This is a genomic window from Rhodococcus sp. IC4_135 (genome assembly GCF_011602025.1).
GTDB classification, from domain to species: domain Bacteria; phylum Actinomycetota; class Actinomycetes; order Mycobacteriales; family Mycobacteriaceae; genus Rhodococcus_F; species Rhodococcus_F baikonurensis.
The window spans coordinates 1-16,964 of record NZ_JAAOLG010000051.1 but is presented as its reverse complement, the minus strand read 5'-3'; the positions used below and the strand labels follow the sequence as shown (position 1 = coordinate 16,964).

Annotated in this window: 12 protein-coding genes; 5 read left to right on the top strand and 7 right to left on the bottom strand. The window is 63.9% G+C overall.

The features are described from left to right. Positions 1–308: 308 nt before the first annotated feature. A complete protein-coding gene (locus G8767_RS33155) occupies positions 309–1,562 on the bottom strand; it encodes a pyridoxal phosphate-dependent aminotransferase (RefSeq protein WP_003943683.1) in 1,254 nt (417 codons plus the stop codon). Between the two features lie 76 nt (positions 1,563–1,638). Here G8767_RS33155 and G8767_RS33150 point away from each other — a divergent pair, with 76 nt between their 5' ends. Genes G8767_RS33150 through G8767_RS33135 form a run of 4 tightly spaced genes read left to right on the top strand, consistent with a single transcriptional unit; the run spans position 1,639 to position 5,601 of the window. Further along, a complete protein-coding gene (locus tag G8767_RS33150) occupies positions 1,639–3,579 on the top strand; it encodes a prolyl oligopeptidase family serine peptidase (protein ID WP_166814036.1) in 1,941 nt (646 codons plus the stop codon). Positions 3,580–3,608: 29 nt separating this feature from the next. Then, positions 3,609–3,869 (top strand): hypothetical protein, encoded by a 261-nt coding sequence (locus G8767_RS33145; RefSeq protein WP_166814034.1) that lies wholly within the window; start codon positions 3,609–3,611, stop codon positions 3,867–3,869. 31 nt (positions 3,870–3,900) lie between these two features. Continuing rightward, positions 3,901–5,079, top strand: coding sequence for a DUF6745 domain-containing protein (locus G8767_RS33140; RefSeq protein ID WP_166814032.1), 1,179 nt, complete (start codon positions 3,901–3,903; stop codon positions 5,077–5,079). A gap of 48 nt (positions 5,080–5,127) precedes the next feature. Further along, positions 5,128–5,601 (top strand): hypothetical protein, encoded by a 474-nt coding sequence (locus tag G8767_RS33135; RefSeq protein ID WP_166814030.1) that lies wholly within the window; start codon positions 5,128–5,130, stop codon positions 5,599–5,601. Positions 5,602–5,673: 72 nt separating this feature from the next. Here G8767_RS33135 and G8767_RS33130 read toward each other — a convergent pair whose 3' ends face one another. Continuing rightward, the gene (locus G8767_RS33130) at positions 5,674–8,844 is read right to left on the bottom strand and encodes a (Fe-S)-binding protein (RefSeq protein WP_124567348.1); all 3,171 of its coding nucleotides are present in this window, start codon (positions 8,842–8,844) and stop codon (positions 5,674–5,676) included. A gap of 359 nt (positions 8,845–9,203) precedes the next feature. Between G8767_RS33130 and G8767_RS33125 the strand changes: the two genes are divergently transcribed. Next, positions 9,204–9,854, top strand: a complete 651-nt coding sequence (locus tag G8767_RS33125) for a glycine zipper family protein (protein ID WP_050655717.1) — start codon at positions 9,204–9,206, stop codon at positions 9,852–9,854. Positions 9,855–9,965: 111 nt separating this feature from the next. On the opposite strand, the gene G8767_RS33120 is transcribed toward G8767_RS33125, so the two are convergent. The 5 genes from G8767_RS33120 to G8767_RS33100 form a co-directional block, all read right to left on the bottom strand. After that, positions 9,966–11,276 carry a S1 family peptidase gene (locus tag G8767_RS33120; RefSeq protein WP_095972486.1) on the bottom strand — a complete coding sequence of 437 codons (1,311 nt, stop codon included), beginning with the start codon at positions 11,274–11,276 and terminating at the stop codon, positions 9,966–9,968. Between the two features lie 224 nt (positions 11,277–11,500). After that, on the bottom strand, positions 11,501–12,841 hold the full coding sequence (locus G8767_RS33115; protein WP_124567345.1) for a S1 family peptidase: 1,341 nt from the start codon (positions 12,839–12,841) through the stop codon (positions 11,501–11,503). A gap of 100 nt (positions 12,842–12,941) precedes the next feature. Next, on the bottom strand, positions 12,942–14,186 hold the full coding sequence (locus G8767_RS33110; protein ID WP_166814028.1) for a hypothetical protein: 1,245 nt from the start codon (positions 14,184–14,186) through the stop codon (positions 12,942–12,944). A 111-nt stretch (positions 14,187–14,297) separates the two neighbouring features. Beyond that, on the bottom strand, positions 14,298–16,733 hold the full coding sequence (locus G8767_RS33105) for a LuxR C-terminal-related transcriptional regulator (protein WP_166814026.1): 2,436 nt from the start codon (positions 16,731–16,733) through the stop codon (positions 14,298–14,300). A 14-nt stretch (positions 16,734–16,747) separates the two neighbouring features. After that, positions 16,748–16,964 (bottom strand): hypothetical protein (locus G8767_RS33100; protein WP_206030009.1); only part of this gene is annotated, 217 nt, incomplete at its 5' end.

Sequence of the window (16,964 nt, the reverse complement as noted above, 5' to 3'; positions counted from 1 at the left end):
GCCACCAACCTGGTATCCACAGGGGGGGAGGGATACCAGGTGCTCGCGGCACCGAAGTGCTGATAACTAATGTACCCAATTTCAAACCGATTTGGCGCGTTGTCCAACTACCAATTCCGCAACGAATCACGTACCGGTTGGACCGTTTTCACATCAGGGCAGGTCACTAAATAGTTAAAGTGTCAATCAAACCGTGTGGTTTGCGAAAAATGTGACCAAGGTCGCACAAATGCCCCGCCGTTTTACGTTTACGGGGCATTTGTACAACGAATTGTTTACTCGATTTCAGCCGGATTCAGCCGGAGAATCTACTGTTTGTAACTGGTGAGGAAGTTGCCGAATCGCTCGATGGCGACGGCAAGATCTCGGGCCCACGGGAGCGTGACGATCCGAAGGTGATCGTGATTGGGCCAATTGAAACCGGTGCCCTGAACCATCAGGATCTTCTCCTGGAGAAGCAGGTCCTGTACCAATTTCTCGTCGTCGTGGATCTCGTAGACGTTCGGATCCAGACGAGGGAAGGCGTAGAGCGCGCCGCGTGGTTTGACACACGAAACGCCCGGAATCATGTTCAGTCTCTCCCAGGCGACGTCGCGCTGCTCGAGAAGACGGCCGCCGGGCAGGATCAGGTCTTCGATGCTCTGGTGTCCACCGAGGGCCACCTGAATGGCGTGCTGTCCGGGGACGTTGGGGCACAGCCGCGTCGACGCCAAGAGATCGAGACCCTCGAGGAAGCCGGCCGCATGATCCTTCGGCCCGGTGATCGCGACCCAGCCGGAGCGGTAGCCCGCGACACGGTAGGCCTTCGAGAGGCCGTTGAACGTCAGGCACAGCAGATCAGGGGCGAGCGTCGCCAGCGAGATGTGCTTTGCGTCGTCGTAGAGGATCTTGTCGTAGATCTCGTCGGCGAGGAGCAGGAGCTGATGCTTGCGCGCCAGATCGACCAACTGCTGCAGAACCTCCATCGAGTACACCGCACCCGTGGGGTTGTTCGGGTTGATGACGAGGAGAGCCTTGGTCTTGTCGGTGATCTTGGATTCGATATCGGCGATATCGGGATTCCAGTCGTTCGCCTCGTCGCAGAGGTAGTGGACGGGTGTACCGCCGGACAGGCTCGTCATCGCGGTCCACAGCGGATAGTCCGGTGCCGGGATCAGCACCTCGTCGCCGTTGTTGAGGAGGGCCTGCATGGTCATCGTGATCAGCTCTGAGACACCGTTGCCGAGGTAGATGTCGTCTACGTCGAGCTCGGGGAAGCCGGGAACCAGTTCGTAGCGCGTCACGATTGCGCGCCGCGCCGACAGAATGCCCTTCGACTCCGAATAGCCCTGCGCATAGGGCAGCGCAGCGATCATGTCTCGCATGATCACGTCGGGGGCATCGAATCCGAACGGTGCCGGGTTGCCGATGTTGAGCTTGAGGATCCGGTGCCCTTCCGCCTCCAGCCGGGCGGCATGCGCGTGCACCGGTCCACGGATTTCGTACAGGACGTTCTGGAGCTTCGACGACTGCTCCAGCTCGCGCTGCGGCTGACGGTGGCGGACGGGTTCTGGTGTGCTCACGAGTTACATGATTCCACCACTGTGCAAGTGCATTGTCGGGGACCGTGTCGCGCGACCAGTTGGCTATTGTCGAGCGATGACCCCCAGCGAGCAGATTGCAGCCCCGTACGGATCGTGGACTTCTCCGATCGGAGCAGCTGATCTGGCTGCAGGTGGCCACCCTGTCGAGGGCGGACGATACGTCGGCGACGAGATCTGGTGGGCTGAAATTCGTCCGACCGAGAGTGGTCGGACGTCGATTCGTCGATCCGGTCTCGACAACCAACCAGTCGACATCCTCCCGGCGCCGTGGAACGCGCGGACGAGGGTTCACGAGTACGGCGGTGGCGCCTGGACTGTCACGGAGTCCGGAAAACTGGTCTTCAGTGAATTCTCCGATCAACGGGTGTACATCCTCGAAGGAGTCACTCCGCGGGCTCTTACGCCCGAACCGGCGTCGCCGGCCGCGTTGCGATACGCAGACCTGCAGATCGTGAACGGTGAGGTGTGGGCGGTTCGGGAAGCGCACGCGGAGGACGGGGCGATCACTCGCGATATCTGCGCGATTCCGCTGGACGGTTCCGGCGAGATCCGCTCGATCGTCGGCGGTTCGGACTTCCTTTCGTCACCGAGGCTTTCGCCGAGTGGAACCAAGATCGCCTGGATCGCGTGGAACCATCCGCAAATGCCCTGGGACGGTACCGAACTGCGCGTAGCTCCACTAGTCGACGGCGTCGCTCAGGACTACTCTGTACTGATCGGCGGACCCGAAGAGTCGGTCCTGCAACCGGAGTGGATCACCGACGACGAACTCTTCGCAATCAGCGATCGCAGCGGCTGGTGGAACATCTATCGCGTCGGCGCCGAGATCACCCCGATCTGCCCGGTGGAGGCGGATTTCGGTGGGCCACAGTGGCGTTTCGGTGCGCGCTGGTTCGTCGAACTCGACAACGGCCACCTTCTCACCGCGCGCACCGTGGGAACCGACACCCTGGGGGTGCTCGATCCCGCGTCGGGAGAACTACGCGACATCGAGATCCCCGGGGTCACCAGTATCGGCCTCATGCAGGTTCGCGGCGACCGGTTGCTGCTCGTCTCGGGAGGCGCGAAACTGGCGGGCGCGCTACGTGAACTGGACCTCGGTACCGGAAAACTGACCGAAATCCGTTCGTCGGTCGAAGAATTGCCCGAGTCTGCATATCTTCCGGAAGCGCGAGCAGTCGTGGCTCACGGACACGGGCGAGAAGTTCACGCCGTTGCGTATCCGCCGCGCAGTCCGCGATACAAAGGACTCGACGGCGAACTGCCGCCGTACGTCGCGTTTGTTCACGGCGGCCCGACGGCGCACGTCGCCCCGGCCCTCAACCTCGTCTACGCCTTCTTCACCAGCCGCGGAATCGGAGTGGTGGATGTGAATTACGGCGGGTCGACCGGTTACGGACGTGAGTACCGTAATCGATTGCGCGGTCAGTGGGGTGTCGTCGACGTGCAGGATGTCGTCACCGCCGTCACCGGATTGGCCGAGCAGGGGCTCGCAGATCCGGCCCGCCTCGCCATCGAGGGTGGGTCTGCCGGCGGATGGACCGTTCTGGCCGCACTGACCACGTCCGACGTGTTCGCCTGTGGTGCTTCCTATTTCGGGGTGGCAGAACTGGACCTGTTCGTGCAGGAAACTCACGATTTCGAGTCGCGCTACGTCGACGGGTTGATCGGTCCACTGCCGGAATCTGCCGACCTGTACGCCGAACGTGCTCCGCTCAACAACGTCGACGGGTTGAACTGCCCGGTGTTGTTGCTCCAGGGCCTCGACGATCCGATCGTGCCGCCCTCGCAGGCGGAACGATTCCGGGATGCACTGGTGGCCAAGGGTATTCCGCACGCCTACCTGGCCTACGAGGGTGAATCGCACGGATTCCGTAAGCAGTCGACCATCATCAGCTCACGCAACGCCGAGTTGTCCTTCTACGGGCAGGTACTCGGGTTCACCCCACCAGACATCCCGACGCTGGAGCTGTGGAAGCCTGCGATCGGTAGCTGACGGCCCCGCGGCTGCGTGCGAAGCCCGCAATGACCGACCTGCCACCCCGCATCACCGAGCTGGTCTTCGCGGAGCTTCTCGTTCCAGCGGACGTCCTCGGCGCTGCGACCGGTGGGTACCGGTCGGCCGTGTGTGACGCGGCCGGCGAACCCACGAACGTCGTGGATTTCGAACCGCTTTCGCGTCGCTGGATAGGGCGTTCGGTATGGGGAACGGTGGCCGGTCCTCGGCGTCACACTCAAGGAACCCTTGCGTCCGGAGCGTTTGCGTGCCACGCTGTAGAACTATGACTACAGGAAAGGCGGACACCGCCACCGTCGCGTGAGCGCCGCACCGTTTCGCTCGTCGACGTCACGTCGAGCGACATCGACCGAGAACATCGATATCTTCGATGTAGACAATCAGGCCCTGGAAGCAGTCCGCGATGTATGGCTCGAACGCGGCTTGTGTACACGTCCGGCCGATCGATCCACTGCAGAATCTGCTGTCGCGCAACTATATCGGCGATCCGGACTCCCGAAACCGGAGTTTGTCTGGGTTCCGTCTCCCCGTGCCGGTTCGGATCTGATCGCCGCCGAAGGTTTGTCGACCACGATGTCCTTCGACGGCGCCGGACTCGACTGCCCGTCCGGACATATCGCGAGCATGTTCGCGTCATCGCGCCGACGTATGAACGCGAGTATCCAAGGTCGGAAAGCTGACTGGCAGATAGAACGCCGGCAGAGGCAGCGCCTGATCAGGGCGTCCGTTTGGGAATCGTTGCACACCACGCTGTTCGACGGAGTCGCGGTCGCGATACGAACGATGTCGACCCCGATGGCAGGCGGAGTGACCTGGTACGGACAGCAGGAAGCCCATCGAATCGCGTACTACGACACGTTCCGTCGATACGGTCTCGCGACCTTCGATTCGGAAGATCGTGAACTCCTGGACGTGCAGACCGCACTCGCTGACTCGACCGGGTGGTGGTGGGCGTTCGACAACCTGTGCATCATGGCTGAACGACCCGGCGCCGTGCATAGCGAACCGATACCGGGCAGCACGCTGGGAGAGCGACGACTGCACCATTCTGATGGCCCTGCAATTGAATTCGGAGACGGCGCACATGCATTCGTTCTGCATGGGGCGATCGTTCCCGACTGGGTGGTGCTCGACCCGACCGCCGAACGGATCGCACTGGAGCGCAATGTCGAGATCCGTCGGTGCGCGATCGAACGCATCGGCTGGGATACCTACATCGAGAGCGCCGGACTGACACTGGTCGACGAAACCGATGATCCGGGCAATGTCGGTTGCCTGCTACAGCTCTACGCGTCGCCGGAAGGCTGGGGCCGAAGTGGGCGAATCCTGCTCGCGGTCAACGGCTCTCTGGAACGCGACGGGCATCGGCGGCGATACGGACTGCATGTGCCCGGATGGTTCACGTCCGCGCTGGATGCAGCCGGCTGGACCTACGGCATCACCGGTGCCGACTATGCACGCCTCGTTCGTCGAACCTGAACCTCACACACACACAACCTCGAACCCTCTAACCCCTTGGTGATACTTATGAACTCGAACATGACCTTGTCCGCTCTCACCACCCTCACCGGCCTCGACGTCTTCGACTATCTCGACAAGGAAGTGTCCATTCCCGTCGTCGACGGTCTTCAAGCGCAGGGCGATCTCATCGTGATCCCGTTTTCGCTGCTCGCAAATATCGTCACGCCCTTACCGTGGACTCGATCCGTGGACGTTCCACTCTCGGGAGTGGAACTGCTGCGAAGCGCGGCGGGCGGGAACCCTCACAGTCTGGTTGCAGACGTAGGGGAGTGCGTGTGGTCGACACCGGTGAAAGACGCTCGGGGCCTTGCACTCGGCGTGCTCGACACCCAGGTGACCGCTTACCTCATCCATCCGGAGCACGGCGCGACCGGAATCGCTCCGGGGCGCTACGTCATCGGACGGCAGCAGGAAAGGGGCGTCGGGCGTGCGCGTGGTGCGCGTGGTGCGCGTGGTGCGGTGATGCTTGTCGCAGATTGACAGGCCGACCTCGGGCTCCAGACAAAGCGAATGCCCCCACCATGACGGTGAGGGCATTCGCGAGTGGTGCGCTTACTTCTTGCGGCCGGGAGCCTTTGCACCGGCCTTGAAGCCGAGTCCGCCTGCTTTGGGGGCGGGCGGCGCCGCAGCGGGTGCCGCAGCTTCCGCGGGTGCAGACGCCTCGGCAGGTGCGTCTGCAGCGGGTTCTGCCTTCACGGGTTCGGTCTTCGTTGCCGGTGCCTCCGCAGCAGGTGCGGGAGCTGCAGCCGGAGCTGCCTTCCGGGCACCGGGCGCCTTTGCGCCCGATTTGAATCCGAGCCCGCCTGCCTTGGCGACCGGTGGAGCCTTCGGGGCTTCCGCCTGGGCGGCGGGAGCCTCGGCAGCCGGAGCCTCCGTCGGCGCCTCGGGCGCAGCCGCAGCAGCAGGTGCTTCAGGCGCAGCGGCAGCCGGAGCAGCCTTCGCGCCAGGAGCCTTGGCTCCGCCCTTCATCTGCAGTCCCTTGCCACCCGGAGCCTTGGCGCCGGACGCCAGGCCCAGACCCTTCGGCTTGGCGACGGGTGCAGCAGCCTCAGCAGCTTCCGCTGCCGGAGCTTCCGCTGCCGGTGCTGCAGCGGCCTTTGCTCCGGGTGCCTTGGCGGCGCCCTTCATCTGCAGTCCCTTGCCGCCGGGAGCCTTGGCTCCGCCCGCAAGACCGAGCCCCTTGGGCTTTGCCGCGGGTGCGGCCGGTGCAGCATCTTCGGCAGCGGGAGCTTCCGCGCTTGCAGCGGGAGCTGCCTTCTTGGCGCCGGGAGCCTTTGCCCCGCCGGCCATTCCGAGGCCCTTGCCTGGTGCCTTGGCGCCGGGAGCTTTTGCGCCTGGTGCTTTGGCGAGGCCCTTCATGGCCAGACCCTTGCCTGCCGGAGCTGCCTTGGCTTCCGGAGTCGCGGCGGCTTCCTCGACCTCGGCGACCCGATCCTGCTCGACGGTCTCAGCCTTTGCCTCGGCAGCGACCGGTGCCTTCTCACGCGGGATCACCTTGATGTTCTCGCCGAGCTGGGCGGGATCGAGGCGGGTGACGGAGTTCAGCATCAGCTGCGCGACGTCGACGACCTCGACGCCTTCGCCCTGGCCTTGCTCCTGGCGGGCAGTGACGCCGTCGGTGAGCATGACGCGGCAGAACGGGCAACCCGTGGCGATCTTCTTGGGGTTGGTGGAGAGCGCTTCGTCGACGCGGTCGACGTTGATGCGCTTGCCGATGTTCTCTTCCATCCACATGCGGGCGCCACCGGCGCCACAGCACATGGAACGTTCGCCGTGGCGCGGCATTTCGACGAGCTTGGAGCCTGACGCTTCCATGAGTTCACGGGGAGCGTCGTAGACCTTGTTGTGGCGTCCGAGGAAGCACGGGTCGTGGTAGGTGACGTCTTCGCTCACGGATGCAACCGGGATCAGCTTCTTCTGGCGCACCAGACGGTTGAGCAGCTGAGTGTGGTGCACGACCTCGTAGTCGCCGCCCACCTCCGGGTACTCGTTGCCGAGAGCGTTGAAGCAGTGCGCACAGGTGACGACGATCTTGCGCTTCTTCTGCTCGATACCGTCGAAGACCGAGTTGAGCATCTCGATGTTCTGCATTGCGAGCTGCTGGAACAAGAACTCGTTGCCGGCACGACGTGCGGAGTCGCCGGTGCAGGTTTCGTCGGCGCCGAGGACCATGAACTTCACTCCCGCGGTGGCAAGGAGTTCGGCGACGGCCTTGGTGGTCTTCTTGGCACGGTCTTCGTAGGCGCCGGCGCAGCCAACCCAGAAGAGGTACTCGTAGTCCTCGAAGCTGTCGGCGTCCTTGCCGAAGACGGGGATCTCGAAGTCCATCTCGTTGATCCAGTTGAGACGGTCCTTGGAGTTCTGGCCCCAGGGGTTGCCCTTGTTCTCGAGGTTCTTGAACAGGCCGGCGAGTTCGGAGGGGAACTCCGATTCGATCAGGACCTGGTAGCGACGCATGTCGATGATGTGGTCGACGTGTTCGATGTCGACGGGGCACTGTTCGACGCAGGCGCCGCAGTTGGTGCAGCTCCACAGGGTTTCGGCGTCGATGACCGGGGCCATCTCACCTTCGACGGTTTCACCGACGAGCTTGCGGTCTGCCTCGAGGCGTGCTGCCTCGGGGATGGCTGCGAGTGCGGCTTCCTTGACGTTGCCTTCGGCGTCGACGAGACCGATCTCGTCGCCGCCCATGTCCTTGCGTCCACCGGCGAGCAGGTACGGGGCCTTGGCGTAGCCGTGGTCACGCAGCGACATGATGAGCAGCTTGGGGGAGAGCGGCTTTCCGGTGTTCCAAGCAGGGCACTGGGACTGGCAACGCCCGCACTCGGTGCAGGTGGTGAAGTCGAGCCAGCCCTTCCAGGAGAAGTCCTCGATGTTTCCGGCGCCGAGAGTGTCGGTGTCGGGGTCGACGTTCTCCATCGTCAGGACTTTGCCCTTGGACATCATGGGCTTTGCCGCGCCGAGCGCGACGGTGCCGTCGTCTTCACGCTTGAAGTAGATGTTGAAGAACGCCGAGAAGCGGTGCCACGCGACGCCCCACGTGATGTTGCGGCCCACGATGGCGAGCCAGATCATGCCGGTCATCAGCTTGACGAACGCGAACACCGAGATCATGACGGGGCTGGCGGGAAGCAGCTTTGCGACCTGCATGGTGAAGAAGTCGGTCCACGGGTTGGCGTGACCGTAGGTGGCGATCTTGCCGGCCTTGACCATGATCATGCCCAGGCCCTCGAGCAGGACGATGCCTTCGATGACGTAAGCGGCCTTGAAGTTGGAGCCGCCGAAACGGGACAGGCGTGCGGGCAGGCGCGGGTGGTTGAGCTGACGGATCACGATCAGCGTGGTGATACCGATGACGGTGCCGAGGCCCAGGATCTCGTCCCACAGGTGCCACGCCCACGTGTTACCGAAGATGGGCCAGTGGAACTCGGGGTTGAACGTCTGTCCGTAGGCCTCGAACCAAAGAAGGAATCCGCCGAGGAAGCCGACCATGACGAGCCAGTGGGCCCAGCCGACGCTGCGGAACTTGTTCATGCGCGTGTGCGCGATGAACTCGATGATCATCTGCTTGAAGCGAGGGAAGAACGGGCGCCATCGATCGGGTGCCGACTGGCCGATGCGCACGGTGTTGAACATCCTCAGCGCGCCTGAGAGGAAGATGTACCAACACACCAAGCTCAGCAGAGCACCAATCGTGCCCAACGTAATCGTCAGGGCATTCATGTCGCGGCCTTTCGTTTCAGGGCGACGCGTCGGCCACCTCGGGACAGCCCACTGATACTAACCTGCGTTATGTTACCCGCCAGTAACTAGCATTACCAGCCTGTAGGTACCGGCTGGTAACCGCTCGTGGCCTGGAGAGATCAATCTTCTGCGTCGGACGGGCTTGGTCAGACGCAGACATGTCTGGTCGTCACGTTAGGCGGTGCCCGTCAGGTGTCCATCTGTCAGGCAGCCCTAACTCGGGTTCCGAGCAGGTGAGGACAACCGACCGGCTGTTATCGTTACGCCCGTCACGCACAGGGGAAACGGGTGGTGTGAGTCATCGACTGACGCCCGCCCGATCCCGGGGAGGATTGAAAATGTTCATTCGTAAAGCTGCGGCCGTCGCAGCGATGACCATTGCCGCTACGGGCATCGCTGCAGGTACTTCTTACGCAGCTCCGGAGACGTCACCCGACGTTTCGTACACCGCCGAGGTCGTGGACCAGGCTGTTGTCACCACCATCGACGCCGGGGCATTCCGGGTATCGGGTGACGGAACACATGTCGACCTGCAGAACAGCCAGGGCGCGACTCTCGTGAGTCTGCCGCTCGCGTTCAACCTCGGGGACGTTCAGTTCCCGTTCGACGAGACCGTCAGTGAGGACGGCAAGACCCTCACCCTCAAGCCGAACCTGGATCCGGCCAGCTCCAAGCCGAAGCCGGTCGCTGCCGAGTTCACCCCGGTTGCTTCGCCTGACGAGGATCAGAAGGCCATCGAGAAGTTTCAGTCACAGCTCGGGCTTGCCACGCAGATCGGTAGCCTCACCGGCACGATCGTCGGTGCAGTCATCGGTTGCATCGTGGGTCTGCCCGGCCTGGTTATCGGCTGCCTCCCCGGCATGGTCACCGGTGCCGGTATCGGTGGAGTCGCCGGTACCATCCTCGCCGGCGGCGGAACCGCAATCGTTGCGGGCATGGATCTGATCAAGGTCCTGAACGCTCCGGCCGGAACAACGCTCTTCCAGTAAGCAGCTCTTCCAGTAAGCAGCTCTTCCGGTAAGACGTCACGAACGTCGAAACGGGCGCCACACCTTCGGAAGGTGTGGCGCCCGTTTTGCTGTCTCGGGGAATGCGGGCGATCAGTAGTCGCGAACCTTCAGGCCCGGATTGGCGGCGAGGATGTCGTTGATCGGCGTCGCATACTGCGTCGGTGCTTCTTGCCCGAACAATGTCTCGGCCTGCGCGATCTCGCACAGGGGAGAGGTGGCGACATTGGACGCACTCGTGATGCCCACGGCCAACGTTCCGGAGACGATGGGACCACCGCTGTCACCCTGCAGGACGCAGATGTTGGTGGTGAAGCCGTTGTCGAGGGTGTGATCCAAAACCTTGGCGACGCGGTTGACGCCGGTGACGACGCCGCAGCTGAAGCCCGTGGTCGATCCGGCCTTGCAGACCGGGGCGCCCACTACCGGATCGGCGGTACCGGTGATGTTGACCGAACGGTTGAACGGAACCCGAACGCTGTTGTTCTCGAAGCGGTACTTCGCGTTGTCGTCGATGTTGATGATCGAGTAGTCGCGCCCGTCGAAGCTGCTCTTGGCGAAGTATCCGACGCGGGGCCCGGTCTGGTTGTTCACCATCGGGAAGACCTGGCTCGAGTTCGAGGTACCGGCAGCGGCGCGGTTGGGATCGCAGTGGCCGGCGCTGATGTTGACCGTGCGTCCGGAACCGTCGGTGCCGTTGAAGCCGAATGAACAACGCAGTCCGGTGTTGCCTGAGGTCGCGCCGAAGGCGTCTCCGCCCAGTGCGGCGTCGCCGGTTGCGGATCCGGTTGCGGGGATGAGGTCCGCGACGATCGGGGGAACCAGCAGCGGAGCAGCGGTGTGCACAACGGTCCGCTTCAGGAACTCAGGCAATTCGATGCCGGCGGCCGGATCGGCCGTGAGGGCAACTCCGTTGCCGACCACGTCGACGGCGATGCCACGCACGAGGTCCGCGACCTCGGCAGGCTGCGAATCGAGCCACGAGTTGAGTGCCGAGAGCTGACTCTGCAGAGCCTGCTCGCTCTGCGCGACGTCCTTGACCTCGAAGCCGGCCTTTTCGGCGGCCTCGCGGGCGGCGTCCTTGTCGCGACCGTCAGCGAGAGCGACGACGCCCTTGCCGAGGTCGTCGAGCCACACGCCGGCAAAGGAGTCGGGGAACTGGACGCGCGCGATGGCGGCGAACTCCGCGAGCTTCTGTGCGAGTTCGGAACGCGAGACGAACTGGTCGGGCGTCAGCGCCAAGTCGTGCTGTAGAGCGTCGGCGAGTTCGACGGGCAGATGGGCTGCCTGGTCGGATACTCCGGATTCGTTCGGTTCTGCGTTCGCGACCGCGGTAATCGGTCCGAGGAGCAGCAGCGCGGCCGAACCGAACACTGCGGCACGACGTGCGATGGAGCTTCGCATGAGGGCCTTTCCACTTCGTTGACCGCGTACCACCCCCCTGGGAGCACACGGATACGGCTCACGGACTTGTGGTGAGCCGATCACAGTCGACCATGACTATATGGGTTCGAACGCGCTATTCCCACCCGTTACATGAGCACACAGCGCTGATCCCGACCGATAACAGCACTGTGCCCGCCGATCGAGAACAGATCGGCGGGCACAGAGCGTGAATCAGGGGTTGGTCAACCGGCAGTGCGAACGCGGATACCGGAACCGACACCGCCACCGGATGCGCGATCTGCCGCATCGAGGATGTCTCCGACCGGAATACCCAGGTTCGAGGTTCCACCGGAGGTTGCCAGTACCAGGTTCGCCTCGTTGCAACTCGGTGCGCCGCTGCTGTTGGAGCCGCTGGTGATACCCAGCGCCAAGGTTCCGGAGACGATGGCGCCGCCGCTGTCCCCGGCGAGGGTGCACGCGGTACCGGCGAATCCGCGGACGGTTCGTGAATCACCGTCGGCCATGACCAGTTGTGTTTCGACGCGATCGGCTGCCACGACGCCACAGGTGAACGAGGACGTCTGACCGGACTTGCAGATGGGAGCGCCGATCACGGGACGTGCTGTTCCGGTGATCGCGAGGGTGGTCCCGTTGGCGCCGCGGACGGCAGCGCGGTCGAGGCCTGCGTCGATACCCGACTGGTCGAACTTGATGACCGAGTAATCGAGATCGCCGGAGTTGTTGCCGACGGAAGACTGTGAGAACGCGCCGATCAACTGACTGTCGTCGACGTTCGCGTGGTTCGGCAGGTAGACCGGTGACTTCGAGCCCTCGGCCGGATTGCAGTGTCCGGCACTGATATTGAGTGCATTGTTCTGATCGTCGACGGCGTTGAACCCGAACGAGCAGACCGAGATGTTCTCGGTCGGCGTCTCACGAATGGGGCCAGTCGACGTGATGTAGGTGTCGCCGCCGAGTGCTCCGGGCTCGACCGATCCGCCACCGTCCGGGCTGAGAACGATCTTGGTGTTCTCGAGCAGGGTCGGAAGATTGAGCGCCTGCCCGACAGGGCTGTTCGCGACGTCGATGACGACCTGGTTGTTCAAGACGTCGATCGTCGCCGAATTGACTGCGCGTGAGATTTCCTTGGGCAGCCCGGCAATCCAACCGTTGACGTCGGCCAGCGTCTTCTCGAGGGTGTCGGCGGAGACAGGGGCGACGTGCGTGCGGTAACCGTCGTCGGCGGCGATGCGAGCAGCTTCGGTGGTGGTGACGGCTACGACGGGCTGACCGTCGAGTCCCATCCACGAGCCGGCGTAGTCGCCAGGGCGCTCGGACTTGAACTCCTGGGCGTACGCGCCGAGTTCCTGAGCCTTGGCGGCGCGGTCCAGATACTCCTGTGGGGAGATCTTCAGATCGCGTGCGATCGCCTCGACCAACTCGGCCGGAAGCTGATCGGCTTCGAGCTGTTCGACCTGCGTATCGGAGGCGGGCTCTGCCGATGCCGTCGTGATGAATGGAGCTGCGAGCAGTAGTGCCGAGGCGCCGACCACAGCGGTGCGGATCGCCAACGAGTTACGCATGAAATCCCTTCAAGTCCCCGGCACCGAGCCGGTAGGTACCGCACCCACCATAGGGGAAAAGTTCCGACAACGAATGTGCGCCTCTGCTCGGACAGCTGAATTATTCTGGCTGACTTGGCATTCCGGGTCTCGGGGCCACGGGCATGACGGGCATGTCGGGATTCGGAACCACCGGATCGGTTGTGTCGGTCGGGTTGGAGGGCTGTGTCGGCGTCGACTGTGTATTCGTGGGGTCGGTCGCGGTGGGGTTGTCCGGGGTAACCGGATCCAGCGGTCCGACGGCCGGCGGTAGATTCTCGATCCGAAGTGGGGGGATCTGCACGGTGATCGGCGAACCTTGCTGCACGGTCGCGGTGCCCGTCGGCGATTTTTCGACGCCGACCCTCGGAATCTCGGATGTCGGCAAGGGGTCGGGCGAGAGCGATTCCGGCTCGGGTGACCAGGGCGTCGTCGGTCGCACTCCGAGCGCGGGTACCTGAGATGGGAGCGAGGTCGCTGACTGCGATGCCCCGCCGGACGGGCTCGGTGCGGTGTCAGGCGTGGTGCCGGGGGACAAGGGAGATTGTGCGTCGAGAATCCGAGGCGCCGGAACCGTCGACGTGTGCCCGATGACGAGCGCTGCCGCGCATCCCGACAGCGTCAGAAAGACTGCGGCGACTGCTGCGACGATGATCGGTCGGCGCTCCGACTGCCACTGACGATTCAGCCAGCCGTCGACGCTCGGTGCTTTCGCGACCGGGACCTTTGCGTCACTTTCCGGCTGCGGCTCGATCAGGACGAACGGTGGAAACTCCTCGGGGACTCCCTCCGGCTCAGCCAGATCGGTTGGTTCGGGTTCGGGTTGGGTAGGGGCGATCGCGAAAGGCGCGGCCAACGCTGCTGCTCCGCGAGCTGCACTGTCGGCGGCCTCCGGATCCGCGAGCCAAGCCGCGGAGGCTTCCTCTTCCGGAATCAGGTCGACGCCGTCGAGATCCATACTGTCGAGTGCGTCACGGAGCGCGGCGACAGAATCGTTCGACCAACCAGCCGGGATCACCGCGGAGATGTTCAGACTCTGGTCAGTGAGTGTCCGGACCTCCTTGACCAGGCAATACATCGCTGTCGCTACGAGTTCCTCTCCTCGGGTCATGTGCTCGGAGAAGTTGTCGGTATCGTCAGTTCCGACCCTGTCGAGGAACCCCCGCAAGCCGGCGGATCCTGTCGCGGTTCCACCTAGCTGCACGGTGCCGTCAGGAGCGTGGTGCAGCACCGATTCGCGTTCGAGGATCATTGGTGCCGAGTCGGGTTTCGCGATCGCGGCAATGCTTTGTTTGTTGCCGACGGCGAGTCCGACTCCCCACTTCATAGCGATCCCCGTTTCACAGTTACCGAACTTTGCTCGGCATGTATGCCCTGATTCCTGTGAAAACTATCACTTGAACGGATAAATGCAACCGTCCGGACAATATTCAGCTAACTATTTGTTCGCCGGTGTCATGCTACGAAGGATGGTGAGCAGTTCCGAACGAGACTGCGCGCCGACGCGACGCTTGATGCGTGCGACATGGTGCTCGACGGTTTTGGCGGAGATGTAGAGACGTTCGCCGATTTCCCGGTACGTCAGGCCGACGACGACGAGTTCGGCAACTTCTTGTTCGCGCTCGGTCAGTACCGACGGTGGCGCCGCATTGTCGGCCGAATCGGTTCCGTTCGTCTCGGCTGTCGACGCTGTGCGTAGCGAGCGCGCGACGTGGAGCAATGCCGTCGCCGATTTGGTGTCCGGTGTGCGGAGCGCTGCTTCGCCGGCGAGGCGGGCTGCGTCCCAGGGGAGTCCGATCCGACTCAGCGTCCGCGCCGCGGCTTCGACATCGTCGGCGTCGACGCTGCCCTGGAGGAGGAGGAGCCACTGGCGGCCTGCGGTCGCCAAACCGGCTGCGTACGTGTGGGTTTTGGCTGATTCCGCGAGTGCGTGCGCATGTGGAAGGAGGTCGGCGGGTGACTGCGCGAGGATCGATGCCTGGACGCCGTACCAATGAAGCGGCGAAGACCACAGCGGCGGCTCACCGAGTGCGCGCAGGAGCGAGCGCGCGTCGTCGACCAGATGCTCGACCTGCTCGGTCTCGTCGAGTCGCACTGCGGCAAGCCACAGTTCGCCGACGGGGAGGAGATTGAAGAGATCTACGCTGCACGAAGAGAGGGCGCCCGCCGCGCCCGACCAAGCTCGACGTAACTGAGCGAGATCGCCGGTGCGACGAGCGAGGCCGACGATCAGCGCGTGTAGAAACAGTGAGTCGCGCTCGCGGAGGGGGCCGCGGACCACCTCGTCCGGAAGGCCCTCGAGGACCGCGTCCTGCCCGCGGACCATCGCGATCCAGGCGCGAAGGATGTGGAGCCGTGCCCACGTGTGGCTGCTTGCGTCGACGGCGGCGATCGCGGCCGAGACGACAGTGGCGGCCCGTTCGTGGGCGCCGTTGTGCAGGAGTGCAAGAGCTACCAGTGCCGGGGCGGAATCCGGCTGGAATGCAGATGTGTCTGCTCCGCCGGGGAGCGAGAGCGCGCGCGACATCGTGTTGAGCGCAGTCGGTGCGACTCCCGTCACCGACTGCATCAGTCCGTTGGCCAGGGTCGCAGCGCCGACCGTGGAACTCGACGGTGATCCGGTGATTCCGGTCAGTGCTGCGTTCGCGTCGTCGACCTTGCCGATGCCGAGGAAGGTGATTGCGGCGAAGGGGGATTCGGTTCCGGTGCGCTCCGTACCGAGCCAGGTGTAGAGATCTGCAGCGGCGCCGAGTTGGCCGCAGGCCGCGGATGCAGCTGCGCGGATTCGTACCGCCGCCGCCAGTTGCGCGTTGCCGGGATCGGGTTCGGCGATGACGGAATCGGCCAGGCGGCAAGCGGTGTCGAGGTCACCACTTCGAGCCGAGACCTGGGCGTACAGAAGCGTGTCGGCCAGGCCGAGAGCCTCGATCGAATTCACGCGACGGAGGAGATCTGCCGCGACCGCCGGTGTGCTGCCGTCGACTGCGTCTCGTAGTACGGCCGTGAGGTCGCGGTGGCGGATGCCGGAGTCGAAAAGTTTTCGCGCGGTGTCGACGTCGAGATTTCGCGCGTGCGCGCGTGATTCGACGATTCTGATCAGCTCGCTGCGGATGCGCGCGGTGCTGGTCGTCTCGGACAGCACGCTTGCGACGAGAGGTGATCGGGAACCGAAAAGGCCGGTCGCCAGTGCTCGGTCGAATGCCGCTGTGAGGCTGAACTTCTCCTGTCCCAGATCGAGTTCGAAGGCGTCGATGTCCGGGACGGCGAGTGAAACCTCGAGGATCTCCCGCTCGATCGGATGCAGAGCTGTGACCTGATGGAGGATGTGTGTGCGTACGGCTGTCGCCACTTCCGGGCGGCCCGCCGAGGCGGCGGCGAAATACGCTTCGACGGCCCCGAAGGAACCTCCGGCAAGGTGCTCGAGCGCCAGCACGGCACGGTCGTCGAGCGGAACTCTTCGCTCTGCGGCGATCTTCCGAATATCGGATCGGTTCAACGGGTTCAGATGAAGGACGGTGCCGAAACTCGAGATGTTCGAATAGATCGGTGCGAGTGGGGGATCGATCCGATCGGAGGCGATGACAACTCCGAGGTCGTCACGGTGAACCAGCTCGTTCAGGGCGCGGATTTCGTCGGAGGTCAGAGCCTGCGCGTCCGCGATCACCACGATCGCATCGACCGGGGCGTCAAGCGTGACTGCGGTGACCACGGGCTTGTCACCCGATTCGATTCTCTTCCGTACCGCTCTCGTCACTTGGGGCCGAGCGCTGGCGTCGGTCCCGGTGACGAACAGGCGCAGTGGCGATGCAGTCAGGTCGATGCCGCGCAAAAGTCCCGCGATGTAGGACGATTCGGCGCCGCTGTCACGGTTCATCGAAAGCCGTCCGGTCAGCGGATCGGCGCGGTGACGCCGCCGACGACACCACCGACCACGTTGCCGACACCACCGACGACGTTACCGAGGCCTCCGACCACGCCGCCGACTCCGTTCCCGACGCCGTCGACCAGACCGCCGACTCCGTTGCCGATGCCGGTCGCAGCATCACCGATACCGGTTCCGACGCCTGCTCCCGGGGCGGGCGCGGGCGCGGGTGCCGGGCCGGGG

Coding starts and splice junctions, on each gene's coding strand:
- G8767_RS33150 (WP_166814036.1), top strand. CDS start 1,639: ATGACCCCCAGCGAGCAGATTGCAGCCCCGTACGGATCGTGGACTTCT.
- G8767_RS33145 (WP_166814034.1), top strand. CDS start 3,609: ATGACCGACCTGCCACCCCGCATCACCGAGCTGGTCTTCGCGGAGCTT.
- G8767_RS33135 (WP_166814030.1), top strand. CDS start 5,128: ATGAACTCGAACATGACCTTGTCCGCTCTCACCACCCTCACCGGCCTC.
- G8767_RS33130 (WP_124567348.1), bottom strand. CDS start 8,844: ATGAATGCCCTGACGATTACGTTGGGCACGATTGGTGCTCTGCTGAGC.
- G8767_RS33125 (WP_050655717.1), top strand. CDS start 9,204: ATGTTCATTCGTAAAGCTGCGGCCGTCGCAGCGATGACCATTGCCGCT.
- G8767_RS33120 (WP_095972486.1), bottom strand. CDS start 11,276: ATGCGAAGCTCCATCGCACGTCGTGCCGCAGTGTTCGGTTCGGCCGCG.
- G8767_RS33115 (WP_124567345.1), bottom strand. CDS start 12,841: ATGCGTAACTCGTTGGCGATCCGCACCGCTGTGGTCGGCGCCTCGGCA.
- G8767_RS33110 (WP_166814028.1), bottom strand. CDS start 14,186: ATGAAGTGGGGAGTCGGACTCGCCGTCGGCAACAAACAAAGCATTGCC.
- G8767_RS33105 (WP_166814026.1), bottom strand. CDS start 16,733: ATGAACCGTGACAGCGGCGCCGAATCGTCCTACATCGCGGGACTTTTG.